At 71.0% G+C, this 11,758-nt stretch carries 11 protein-coding genes; 4 read left to right on the top strand and 7 right to left on the bottom strand.

Annotated features, from left to right (window positions below; translation table 11 throughout):
• Positions 1 to 112 precede the first annotated feature (112 nt).
• The 7 genes from ACFQ7F_RS42720 to ACFQ7F_RS42690 form a co-directional block, all read right to left on the bottom strand.
• Positions 113 to 1,084, bottom strand: a complete 972-nt coding sequence (locus ACFQ7F_RS42720; RefSeq protein ID WP_383283977.1) for a PfkB family carbohydrate kinase — start codon at positions 1,082 to 1,084, stop codon at positions 113 to 115.
• Positions 1,081 to 2,547 carry a purine-cytosine permease family protein gene (locus tag ACFQ7F_RS42715; protein ID WP_383283973.1) on the bottom strand — a complete coding sequence of 489 codons (1,467 nt, stop codon included), beginning with the start codon at positions 2,545 to 2,547 and terminating at the stop codon, positions 1,081 to 1,083. The genes ACFQ7F_RS42720 and ACFQ7F_RS42715 overlap by 4 nt, the downstream gene beginning before the upstream one ends.
• 72 nt (positions 2,548 to 2,619) lie before the next feature.
• Positions 2,620 to 3,624 (bottom strand): ADP-ribosylglycohydrolase family protein, encoded by a 1,005-nt coding sequence (locus ACFQ7F_RS42710; protein WP_383283969.1) that lies wholly within the window; start codon positions 3,622 to 3,624, stop codon positions 2,620 to 2,622.
• Positions 3,624 to 4,340 carry a GntR family transcriptional regulator gene (locus ACFQ7F_RS42705; protein ID WP_383283965.1) on the bottom strand — a complete coding sequence of 239 codons (717 nt, stop codon included), beginning with the start codon at positions 4,338 to 4,340 and terminating at the stop codon, positions 3,624 to 3,626. The genes ACFQ7F_RS42710 and ACFQ7F_RS42705 overlap by 1 nt, the downstream gene beginning before the upstream one ends.
• A 117-nt stretch (positions 4,341 to 4,457) precedes the next feature.
• The gene (locus ACFQ7F_RS42700; protein ID WP_383283962.1) at positions 4,458 to 5,441 is read right to left on the bottom strand and encodes a bile acid:sodium symporter family protein; all 984 of its coding nucleotides are present in this window, start codon (positions 5,439 to 5,441) and stop codon (positions 4,458 to 4,460) included.
• A gap of 86 nt (positions 5,442 to 5,527) precedes the next feature.
• Positions 5,528 to 6,241 carry a L,D-transpeptidase gene (locus ACFQ7F_RS42695; protein WP_383283957.1) on the bottom strand — a complete coding sequence of 238 codons (714 nt, stop codon included), beginning with the start codon at positions 6,239 to 6,241 and terminating at the stop codon, positions 5,528 to 5,530.
• 3 nt (positions 6,242 to 6,244) lie between these two features.
• Positions 6,245 to 6,832 (bottom strand): pyridoxamine 5'-phosphate oxidase family protein, encoded by a 588-nt coding sequence (locus ACFQ7F_RS42690; protein WP_383283953.1) that lies wholly within the window; start codon positions 6,830 to 6,832, stop codon positions 6,245 to 6,247.
• Between the two features lie 161 nt (positions 6,833 to 6,993).
• Here ACFQ7F_RS42690 and argH point away from each other — a divergent pair, with 161 nt between their 5' ends.
• The 4 genes from argH to ACFQ7F_RS42670 all read left to right on the top strand — a co-directional run bounded on the left by argH (position 6,994) and on the right by ACFQ7F_RS42670 (position 11,668).
• On the top strand, positions 6,994 to 8,424 hold the full coding sequence (argH, locus tag ACFQ7F_RS42685) for an argininosuccinate lyase (RefSeq protein ID WP_383283950.1): 1,431 nt from the start codon (positions 6,994 to 6,996) through the stop codon (positions 8,422 to 8,424).
• Positions 8,425 to 8,522: 98 nt separating this feature from the next.
• Complete coding sequence (locus tag ACFQ7F_RS42680) at positions 8,523 to 9,497, top strand: aldo/keto reductase (RefSeq protein WP_383283946.1); 975 nt, start codon at positions 8,523 to 8,525, stop codon at positions 9,495 to 9,497.
• An 81-nt stretch (positions 9,498 to 9,578) separates the two neighbouring features.
• Positions 9,579 to 10,130: a TetR/AcrR family transcriptional regulator gene (locus ACFQ7F_RS42675; protein WP_383283943.1), complete on the top strand. Its 552-nt coding sequence runs from the start codon at positions 9,579 to 9,581 to the stop codon at positions 10,128 to 10,130.
• Positions 10,127 to 11,668, top strand: coding sequence for an MFS transporter (locus ACFQ7F_RS42670; protein WP_383283938.1), 1,542 nt, complete (start codon positions 10,127 to 10,129; stop codon positions 11,666 to 11,668). Before ACFQ7F_RS42675 ends, ACFQ7F_RS42670 begins: the two co-directional genes overlap by 4 nt.
• The last annotated feature ends 90 nt before the right edge of the window (positions 11,669 to 11,758 follow it).

The raw sequence follows: 11,758 nt of genomic DNA, 5'->3' as shown, positions 1-11,758 counted from the left end.
GTCCTCAATCGCCGGACGGCTGAAAGATTTCGGCCTGTCCGGCGATTGAGGACGAACTCGGCGGAGCCGGGGGATTCGGGTAGGGGCGGGATCGGGGAAAGGAAACCCGCCCTTACCCCAGCGCCCCACCCAGCGGATCATCCCCAAGAAACGCCACCAGCTCCGCAAGCCCCGGCGCCGTAGCAGGCCCCCGCCGCGTCACCGCGTAAGCCGCAGCCGCGTTCGCGCCGCGCGCGGCGGTCAGGGGATCGAGACCCCGCCCCAACAGGGCGAGGAACGCCCCCACATGGGCGTCCCCGGCGCCATTGCTGTCCACCGCGTCGACGGCGAAGCCGGGCACGTGCACGACATCGCCCGAGCCCGGCGCAGCCAGCCAGCACCCGTCCTTGTCGGCCCGTACAAGCACCCCCGCCCCCGGCGCGAGCCGCCCCCGCAGGGCGGCAGCCGCCTCCTGCGGAAGAGAGAGGCCCGTCATCAGGCGGGCCTCGCGGGCATTGCAGCTCAGCCAGTCGGTCCGGGCGAGAACCGGGTCGAGGATGTCCGCGGGGATGTCGGCGACCAACGGCCCCGGGTCGAAGCAGACGCGGACATCGGCAGGCAGCGCCGCCGCGAAGGCGGAGAGCAGCGGGCCGTTGACCTCCATCACGAGGCTGTACCCGGACAGCTGCACCGTGTCGCCGGGCCGCAGCGCCCCCGCGAGGGCGGCGGTCTCCGCCGCCGTCATCCGCGCGTCCACGCCGAAGCTGGTCACGAACGTCCGCTCGCCTCCGGCATCGACAAGGGCCACGCAGAACCCCGTGTCCCCGTCCGTACGCACCGGATGCAGGGTCGCGATGCCCTCGTCGGCGAGGGAACGGCGGACGAGATCCCCGTAGGGCCCGGTCCCGTGAAGGCCCGCGTACACCGCGTCGGCACCAAGGCGTCGCGCCGCCGTCAGCGCGTTGAAGCCGCCGCCCGCGTACAGCTCCGTACGGGAGCCGATCATGTCGCCGCCGCGCTCGGGCAGCGCAGGGACCTCGATGACGAGGTCGGCGATGACGTTCCCCGCGAGGACGAGGCGGGGGCCGGACTCGGGCGTGCTCATCGGACGGACTCCTCAAGTGCGGGGGAAGAAGCAGCGGTTGTCGTCGGACCGCGTCCGCCGAAGACGGCGTACACCGCCGCGCCCACCGCTATCGAGACCGCCCAGCCAAGTCCGTTGACGCCGGGCCAGGTGTCGGCGAGCGGCCCGGAGAACCACACGTCGTCCGCGCCGGTTCCCGCGGTCGTGAAGAGGAGCCCCGACACGATCGCCGCCACCCAGGCGAGCACGGCGGGCAGACGGAATCCGCCGGTGTACCAGTAGCCGCTGGTCCGTGAGGTGTTCATCAGGGCGTCCGAGTCGTAGTCGCGGCCCCGCATCATGTCGACCGCGATCACCCCGATCCAGGCGGAGATCGGCACGGCGAGCAGCGTCAGGAAGGTGGAGAACGGGCCGTAGAAGTCGTCCGCGATCAGCATGAAGTAGATGCCGCCGAGGAACATCAGCACGATGTCGATGACCACGGCCCAGGCCCGCGACACCCGCAGACCCAGCGTGATCATGGTGAGGCCCGCGGAGTACGTCGACAGGTGGTTCGACATCAGCAGGCCGCCGAAGGCCGCGATCAGGTACGGGATCGCCATCCAGGACGGCAGCATCGCATTGATCGCGGAGACCGGGTCGGATGAGGTGGCGAGCGAGGGGTCGCCCGCCGTGAGCAGCGAACCCAGCGAGATGAGCAGGACGAGCGGGATGCCCGCGCCGAAGGCCGACGCGGTGACCAGACGGCGCCCCGGGATCGCGCGGGGGAGGTAACGGGCGTAGTCCGCACCGGCGTTGGCCCAGCCGATGCCCGTGCCCGCGGCGATGAAGCCGATGCCCGCGATGACGCCGCTGCTCGGCCCCGCCGGGGTTTCGAGGACCTTCGACCAGTCGACGGTCGCGACCAGGAAGCCCATCACGATCAGGTTCAGGACACCGAACAGGACCGTCGCCCACTTGTTGATCCACATGATCGTGGCGTGGCCGAGGCCGCTGATCAGCAGCGTGCAGGCGATGAACACCAGCAGGCACAGGACGGTCAGGAAGGAGTTCTGGTCGACGCCGAAGGCCACTCCGAGGAGGGCGAGCAGCGCGTACGCCGCCGTGGTCGTCGTGATCGTTTCCCAGCCGACCCTGCTCAGCCAGGAGATCAGCGTCGGGCCCGCGTTGCCGCGCTGCCCGAACACCGCGCGGGAGAGCGTGAGGGCGGGCGCGCCGCCCCTCTTGCCCGCCAGGCTCAACGCTCCCACCAGCGCGAACGAGCCGAACGCGCCGACGATCGCGACCAGCGCGGCCTGCCAGATGTTCAGTCCGCGAAAGGCGACGAGCGTCGCGCCGAGCGGCAGCCCCAGGATCGAGATGTTGGCGGCGAACCAGGTCCAGAACATCTGGCCCGCGTGGCCATGACGCTCACTGTCGGGGACCGGCTCGATCCCTCGGGTCTCTACGGTGCCGACCGAGACGTTCTTCGTCGAAGCGTCCATGACGGGACCTCCTTGCGCGATACGTGGGGCGGGGACGGGGGAGTCGTACGAGAGCGGAGATACCGCGGAGAATCAGCGGTGGGTGAGCAACTGGGCCGTCAGCGGCTCAAGTTCGAGGTTGTTGACCGTGCGAAGGGTGCGTACGGCGTCGGCGGGCAGGCCGGAGAGGCCGTGCACCGAACCGGCGACCGCACCCGCGATCGCGCCGATCGTGTCGCTGTCGCCGCCGAGGTTCGCGGCGAGCAGTGTGCTGCGCCAGGGGTCCCCGCCGGTCAGGGCGAGCACGGCGAACGCGGCGGGCACCGACTCCTGGCTGGCGACGCTGGTGCCGATCAGCGCGACGATGCGGTCCAGGGCCGTGGCCTCGTCCAGGCCGCCCACCAGCTCGCGGGCCCAGGCGATCCGGGCGGAGATGTCGGCTCCGGCGATCCAGTTGCCGCGCCGGGCTCCGGCCTCGGCCGCCGTGATCGCGGCCTGGAAGACCTCGTCGAGCGTGCCGCCCGCGACGCCTGTGCTCACCGCCGCCGCGACGGCCGCCGCGCCCGCGATGCCGACGTTCGTGTCGTGGGTGACCTGGCAGGACTCCACGACCCGGTCGAGGAATTCCGGCAGCGGATCGGCGGCGAACGCGATACCGACCGGGGTGACGCGCATCGCGGCGCCATTGGTGGTGCCGTACCTGCCCGCCTCCTTGGGGTCGGTGCCGCCCGCGACGGCGTCCAGGGCGGCCTTGGTGGACGGGCCGAGCAGGTCGAAGGAGCCCTTGGCCTTCATCTCCCGCTCCCAGGACAGGAGTGCGCCGGCGAACCGCAGCGGGTCGATGTGCCCGCCGCCCTCGACGAGCAGCCGCGCCACGATGACCGCCTGGTCGGTGTCGTCGGTGACGGCACCGGCCGGCATGCCCGCGCTCACGGGGTTGTCGGACCGGGAGGCTTCGAATCCGGTGACGGTGCCGTAGACCCGTACGACGTCCTCGCGGGACATGATCTGGGTCGGCATGCCCAGGGCGTCGCCGAGTGCGAGTCCGTAGAAGGCGCCGAGCGCGCGGTCGAGAAGGGCGGGGGGTGCTGTGGTCATCAGTGGGCTCCTCGGCCGGTACGTACGTGCAGTTGGAACCGGGACGGGTCGAGCAGGCTTGTGACCTGCTCCACGACCTCCCCATCGGCATCGCGGAAGACCTGGGCGAGCCGGATGAACGGTTCGCCCGGGGAGCGGTGAAGCAGCCCCGCGTCCTTCTCGCCGAGGCCGGAGACCGTGATGTGGGCGTCGCTCGACGCGGCGACATGTCCTGCGGCGAGCAGGGTCCGGTTCAGGGAGCCGCCTTCGAGGCCGCGCTCGGGCAGGTCGGCGAGGGCGGGCACGGCAGGGACGCGGCTGCGTTCCAGCGAGACGCCGCCGCCGTCGGACAGTCGCCTGACGCGGTCGAGGGCGATGAAGTGCGGTTCCGCCAGGCCGAGTTCGGCGGCGAGCTCCGGGTCGGCGATCCGCTCGAAGCGGAGGGTGTCCGTGGAGAGCTCGGTGCCCTGGTCGGCGAGGGCCCGGGTCCAGCCGAGCTGCTGGTCGAGCGGGGTGCCGTCGAAGGTGACGAGCGAACCGATGCCCGCGTGCGTCTCGATGAGGCCTTGCTCGCCGAGCACGCTCAGCGCCTGACGCACGGTGGTGCGGCTGACCCCGAACCGCTCCCGAAGGGCGTGCTCGCCGGGGAGGCGGCTGCCGTCGGCGTGGACCCCGGCGCGGATCTCGTCGGCCAGTACGTGCGCGACGCGATGATGTTTATGAACCTGTCCAGGCATGTCTAGAAGGTAAGCGGAGCTGATCCGTCCCGTCTACGGTTTCCGGCAGATTATTTGCTCAGTGAACGTTTGAGTGAACGTTTGCGGCTGCTGGGGATGCCGCAGTCAGGGGCCTCGTCAGGCCTGCACGTCCTGCTTCTCGGCGCGCCGCGCCCGGTGGGACATCCAGGCGGCGACCAAGGCCCCCGAGACGTTGTGCCACACGGAGAACACAGCGGCAGGCAGTGCGGCGAGCGGGCTGAAGTGGGCCGTGGCGAGCGACGCCGCGAGCCCCGAGTTCTGCATGCCGACCTCGAAGGCCATGGCGCGCGAGGCGGGCGGGCCGAGACGGGCCAGCTTGCCCGCGCCGTAGCCGAGCGCAAGGCCGAGGCCGTTGTGCAGCACGACGGCGACGAACACCAGGAGGGCGGCGGACTTGATGGCCGCCGCGCTGCCCGCGACCACAACGGCCACGATGACCGCGATGGTCAGGGCGGACAGCCACGGCAGGGCGCTGAGGACCCGCTTGATGTAGCGCCCGAACAGCAGGCGCACGACGAGACCGGCGAGAACGGGAAGCAGCACGGTCTTGAGGATGTCCGTGACCATCGATCCCGCGTCCACGGGCAGGTACTCGCCCGCGAGGAGCAGCGTGAGCGGCGGCGTGATGAGCGGCGCGAGAACAGTCGAGACGGTGGCCACCGACACGGACAGGGCCACGTCGCCGCGCGCCAGATAGGTCACGACGTTGGACGCGGTCCCGCTCGGCGCGCAGCCGACGAGGATCACACCGGCCGCGAGCTGGGGCGAGAGCCCGAGCGCGTGAGCGATCAGCCAGCCGAGCCCCGGCATGATCACGTAGTGCGCGACCAGACCGAGCGCGACGGCCCAGGGCCGCTTGATGACGCCCTGGAAGTCGAGCGGGGTCATGGTGAGCCCCATGCAGAACATCACGAGACCCAGGAGGTACGGGACGTTCGTGCCCCAGTCCTTGAAGGCGTCCGGCGCAAGCAGGCCGAGCGCGCCCGCGGCGAGCACGAGGACGGGGAAGACCGTGACGGCGAGGCGGGCCGCCTTGTCGCCGCTCTCCGTTGAACTGGGGGTCGTCTGTTCGGTTTGCACCCGGCGATGCAACGCCGCCGTGCCGCGCGGGCGCAACCCCGTCTCGATATGTGGTCGCTACACCGAGCTTCTCCGGACGGGGCGGCTCAGTACCGCGTGATGGCGGTGGGCCCCGACTCCGTCCCGATCGCCATGTGCGGCCGCCGCCCCTGCTCGGCCCACCGCAGGATCCACCCCATCGCCTTGCGCGGCACGGACACGCAGCCCGCCGTCGCCCCACGCCCGTTGACGTGCAGGAAGATCCCGGCGCCTCGCCCCCGCACCGGGCGGTCGTAGTTGAAGCCGATCACCAGGGCGTGCGCGTACTGGGGGTCGTACGTGATGAGGTGCTCGGACTCGGCGGCGCGACAGTCGCCGGGGCGGGGCTGGGTCCAGCGGTTGTAGGAACGGGACTTGTTGTCCTGGCACCACCAGGAGTTCTTCGTGACGCGGCGGTAGGAGTAGTCCGTACCGGAGGGCTTCGCCGCGATACCGAAGGCGTACGGGAGGCGGAAGAGCCCGGTGGGTGTCGTGTTCGTCCCCTGTTTGCGGGAGCCGCCCTCCGTCAGTCCCTTCGCGCCGAACCGAGCCGCCGCCGAGCCGGACTTCGCCCACCGCCCGCCGCGCCGGTCCCACCAGGTGACCGTGCCGGTGGTGGAGCCGGTGCGCGCGGCCTGCGCGGTGATGAGCTGGGTGCCGCCGCCGGTGTCGGCCATGCGGTCCGGCAGCGGGGTCTCCGCGCCGGGCGCGGCGCCGAGCGTGCCGGTGACGGCGAGGAGGAGGGCGGCTGCGGACGCGAGGGCGGCGGCACGGGGGCGCATGGCTCAGACGGTAGTGGGAGGCAGGGGCAACGGCAGCCCGGGCAGGCCGTCGATGCTCTGTGCGATGTGGTCCTTCTTGGCGAAGTACTCGCTCAGCGACGCGTCGTCCTCGCGCGCGAAGCGCCTGCCGTGCAGGTCGCGGTCCTCGTCGTACGACATGAAGGGGACCGCGTATCCGCAGCTGTCACGGACGAGTTCGGCCGTCACGACGATGATCGCGCGCAGGCCGTGCGGGGTCGGGTCGATGCCGGGGAAGTGCCCGAGCAGTTCGGCCCAGCGCGGGTCGTCGCGGAAGACGGGCTCGCCGCGGCCGTGCACCCGAACGATGTTCGGCGGGCCCTGGAAGGCGCACCACATCAGCGTGATGCGGCCGTTCTCGCGCAGGTGCGCGACCGTCTCCGATGTGCTGCCCGCGAAGTCCAGGTAGGCCACGGTGTGTTCGTCGACGACGGCGAACGACCCGGTGAGACCTTTGGGGGAGAGATTGACCGTGCCGTCGCCGGAGAGGGGCGCGGTCGCGGTGAAGAAGAGGGGCTGGGCCTCGATGAACGAGCGGAGTCTGCCGTCTATGCGTTCGTAAGTCTTTCCCATGTCTAAGGATTATCGTCAGAAATCCTTCGCCTGTCTAACGACTTGATGTGGCATCTCGTGCTGCGACCGGGTCGGACCGTGGCCGGATTGACGAAACATACGGAGCACTGCATACTCATGCATGACGGTGAATGCAGGGTGCAGGGTGAGGAGCACGTGAAGTGAGCAGCAACAACGGCGGTGACGTCCGGCTCTGGGGCGGCCGGTTCGCGGACGGTCCGGCAGAGGCCCTTGCCAAGCTGTCGGCATCGGTCCACTTCGACTGGCGCCTCGCGCCGTACGACATCGCCGGTTCCCGCGCCCACGCGCGCGTGCTCCACAAGGCGGGGCTGCTCACCGATGACGAGCTGACCCGCATGCTGGCCGGGCTCGACACGCTCGAAGCCGATGTGGCATCGGGCGCGATCGTCGGCACCATCGCCGACGAGGACGTGCACACCGCCCTGGAGCGCGGCCTCCTCGAGCGGATCGGCCCCGACCTGGGCGGCAAGCTGCGCGCGGGCCGCTCGCGCAACGACCAGGTGGCCACGCTCTTCCGGATGTACCTGCGGGACCACGCCCGGATCATCGGCGGCCTGATCGCCGACCTCCAGGGCGCGCTCGTCGGCCTCGCCGAGGCGCACCCGGACGTCGCGATGCCGGGGCGTACGCACCTCCAGCACGCCCAGCCCGTGCTCTTCGCGCACCACGTCCTCGCGCACGTCCAGTCCCTCTCCCGGGACGCCGAGCGCCTGCGGCAGTGGGACGAGCGGACGGCCGTCTCGCCGTACGGCTCGGGCGCGCTCGCCGGCAGCAGCCTGGGCCTCGACCCGCAGGCCGTCGCCGCTGACCTCGGCTTCGAGCACGGCTCGGTGGCCAACTCCATCGACGGGACCGCGTCGCGGGACTTCGCGGCGGAGTTCGCCTTCATCACCGCGATGATCGGCGTGAACCTCTCCCGGATCGCCGAGGAGATCATCATCTGGAACACGAAGGAGTTCTCCTTCGTCACCCTCCACGACGCCTTCTCGACCGGCTCGTCGATCATGCCGCAGAAGAAGAACCCGGACATCGCCGAGCTGGCGCGCGGCAAGTCGGGGCGGCTCATCGGCAATCTGACGGGCCTGATGGCGACGCTGAAGGCGCTCCCGCTCGCGTACAACCGCGACCTCCAGGAGGACAAGGAGCCGGTCTTCGACTCCTGCGACCAGCTGGAGGTCCTGCTCCCCGCGTTCACCGGCATGATGGCGACGCTCACCGTGCACCGCGAGCGCATGGCGGAGCTGGCCCCGGCCGGGTTCTCGCTTGCCACGGACATCGCCGAGTGGCTGGTCAAGCAGGGCGTGCCGTTCCGTGTCGCGCACGAGGTCGCGGGCAGCTGCGTCAAGGAGTGCGAGGCGCACGGCATCGAGCTCGACGAGCTCACGGACGAGCAGTTCGCCAAGATCTCCGAGCACCTCACCCCCGAGGTCAGGACCGTCCTGAACGTCCCCGGCGCGCTGGCGTCCCGCGACGGCCGCGGCGGCACCGCACCCTCGGCCGTCGCCGCCCAGCTCGCCGAGGTCAAGGCCGATCTGACGGTCCAGCAGGAGTGGGCCGCGGCGCGTAAGTGACGCCGGGGCAGCGCGTGCCGCGTTGACGTGGGCATCGCGGGTTACGTTGGTCGTTCTTCCGCAAGAAGCCGAAGGAGCCGACCGAAACGGAGCCCGCGATGCCTTTCTCGCGCCTGGCCGCAGCGACCACCCCCACCGCCCACATCGGGTTCGGCCTCGCCGCCGTCGGCAGGCCCGGCTACATCACGCTCGGCCGTGACGCCGACCTGCCGCCTTCACGCAGCGTCGAGGCCCTGCGCGAGCGCACCCTCGAACTCCTCGACGCCGCCTACGCCCTCGGCGTGCGGTACATCGACGTGGCGCGCTCCTACGGCCGCTCGGAGGAGTTCCTCGCCGACTGGCTGAACGCGAGGCCCGACATCCGTGACGTCGTGATCGGCAGCAAGTGGGGCTATACGTACACGGCCGCCTGGAACGCCGACGCCGCGCCCCCGCACGAGGTCAAGGACCACAGCCTCGCCGCGTACGTCCGTCAGTGCGAGGAGAGCGCCCAGCTGCTCGGCGACCGGCTCGACCTCTACCAGATCCACTCGGTGACGCCGCAGAGCCCCGCCCTCACCGACAAGGAACTGCACGCCGAGCTGGCCGGGCTGGCGGCCGGAGGCGTGAGCGTCGGGCTCTCCGTCAGCGGCCCGGAGCAGGCGGCCACGATCCGCGCCGCCCTCGCCGTGACCTTCGACGGCGAGCCGCTCTTCCGTACCGTCCAGGCCACGTACAACGCCCTGGAGACCTCGGCGGGCCCCGCCCTCGCCGAGGCCCATGAGGCCGGACTCACCGTCCTTGTCAAGGAGGCCATGGCCAACGGCCGCCTCGCCGATCCGCACGCCCCCGCCGCCCTGCGCGAGATCGCCGGGGCGACCGGGTTCGGCAGCGACGCGATCGCCCTCGCCCTTGTCCTTCGCCAGCCGTGGGCGGGCGTGGTCCTCTCCGGCGCCGCCACCTCGGTCCAGCTCGTATCGAACCTGCACGCGACGGCCGTCGACCTCGACGCGGAGCAGCTGGAGCGCCTCGCGGGGCTCGCCGAGGAGCCGGTCGCGTACTGGGAGCGGCGCGGGCAGCTGCCCTGGCACTGACCGAACCTCTGGGGTGACCCCTGGTGAGAGGCGCGCGTATCTCGTGAGACAAATATGTCTCACATGGCCTATCGTTGTCTCATGTCAGTCGATCGAGACCAGGTGCTGCGCAGCGCCGCGGCGCTCCTCACCCGCAAAGGGTCCGCCACGATGGACGAGGTGGCGCGCGCGGCGGGGATCAGCCGGGCCACGCTGCACCGCCACTTCGCCGGGCGCGACGCTCTCGTACGGGCCCTGGAAGAGCTCGGCATCCAGGAGTGCGAGGCCGCACTCGACGCGGCCAGGCTCGGCGACGACAGCGCCGAGGAGGCGCTGCGCCGCCTGGTGAAGGAGATCCAGCCGGCCGCGGGGCTTCTCGCGTTCCTCGTCACCGAGAACCAGCTCTTCGAGGACGACGCGCAGCACGAGGGCTGGTCCCGGCTCGACGACAGCATCGGCGCGCTCTTCAGGCGCGGCCAGGAGAGCGGCGAATTCCGCATCGACCTGAGCCCCGTCTGGCTCACGGAGGCGCTGTACGGGCTCATCGGCGCGGGCGCCTGGGCCGTCCTCGACGGCCGCGTGGCCGCCAAGGACTTCACACACATGATCGCCGAGCTGCTGATCGGCGGAGCACAACGGAGAGTGGAACCATGACCAGCATCGAACAGCGGGCGGCGTCGACGGAGGTCGAGCGCAGCCCCGGCCGCTGGCTCGCGCTCGCCGTCCTTGTCCTTGCCGTGCTGCTCGTCGCCGTGGACGCGACGGTGCTCGGCCTGGCCACGCCGTACATCAGCGAGGATCTCAAGCCGACCGGCACACAGCTGCTGTGGATCGGCGACGTGTACTCGTTCGTCATCGCCGGTCTGCTCGTCTCCATGGGCAGCCTCGGTGACCGCATCGGCCGCAAGAAGCTCCTGCTGATCGGAGCCGTCGCCTTCGGCGGTGTCTCGGTCCTCAACGCCTACGCGACCACGCCCGAACTCCTCATGCTGGCCCGGGCGCTGCTCGGTGTCGCGGGTGCGACGCTGATGCCGTCCACGCTCGCGCTGATCCGGAACATCTTCCACGACCCGCGCGAGCGCAGCCTCGCGGTCGGCATCTGGGGCGCGATGGCCTCGGCAGGCGCCGCCGTCGGTCCTGTCGTCGGCGGATTCCTGCTCGAACACTTCTGGTGGGGCTCGGTCTTCCTGATCAACCTGCCGGTGATGGCGGTCCTGGTCGTCGTCGGCATCAAGTTCCTTCCCGAGTCGAAGAACCCGGCGCCGGGTCCGTGGGACCTGATCAGCGTCGTGCTCTCGCTCATCGGCATGATCGCCGTCGTGTACGCCATCAAGGAGGCGGCGGCGCACGGCATCCGCTGGGACGTCGGAGCGGCGGGCGTGCTCGGCGTGGCCGCGCTCACCTGGTTCGTACGACGCCAGCTCACCCTTACGGCGCCCCTCCTGGACATGCGTCTCTTCCGCAACCGGGGGTTCTCCGGGGCGGTGCTCGCCGACCTCCTCACGGTGCTCGGACTCTCGGGCCTGGTCTTCTTCCTCTCCCAGTTCCTGCAACTGGTTCAGGGACGGCGACCGTTCGAGGCGGGCCTTGCCGAACTTCCCGCCGCGGTGGGAGCGGTGGCGGCCGGTCTGATCGCGGGCGTGGTCGCGCGGCGGTTCTCCGTGCGCGCGGTGGTCGCCGGTGGACTCGCCGCGGTGGGACTCGCCCTCGCCGCGCTCACCACGCTGAGCCAGAGCACCGGCTATCCGCTCCTGGGGGCCTCGCTCCTGGTGGTCGGCATCGGTGCGGGCTTCTCGTTCACGGTGACCGCCGACGTCATCCTCTCCAGCGTGCCCAAGGAGCAGGCGGGTGCCGCGTCCGCGGTCTCCGAGACGGCGTACGAACTGGGCGCGGCACTCGGCATCGCCCTGCTCGGCTCCATCGTGACCGGCGTCTATCGCGGCTTCACCGCCCCGGCGGGCACCCCGCCCGACGTGGCATCGGCCGCGCACGAATCCCTCGGCGGCGCCGTGGAGTCGACGGCGGGCCTCCCGGCCCACGAGTCCCAGGCCCTCCTCGCATCGGCCCAGGAAGCCTTCGTCGACGGCCTGCGGCTGGCCGCGGGGGTGGGTGCGGGGGTGCTTCTCGCCACCGCGGTGGCGGCGTGGTTCCTCTTGAAGGGCTCCAAACTGGAGGACGGCGTAGAGCACTGAGCCCCGTAAGGGGCGCGGGGAACTGCGCGACCAGCCACAGTCGGCCCGCGGCTGAAGAACGGCCCTCCCTGCACAGCAGGGCAAACGCGG

Origin of the sequence: Streptomyces sp. NPDC056486 (assembly GCF_042795295.1) — a bacterium.
In the GTDB taxonomy this organism is placed as follows: domain Bacteria; phylum Actinomycetota; class Actinomycetes; order Streptomycetales; family Streptomycetaceae; genus Streptomyces.
Note: the sequence above shows the minus strand (reverse complement) of the source record. Positions and strands in the feature narration are given on the sequence as shown.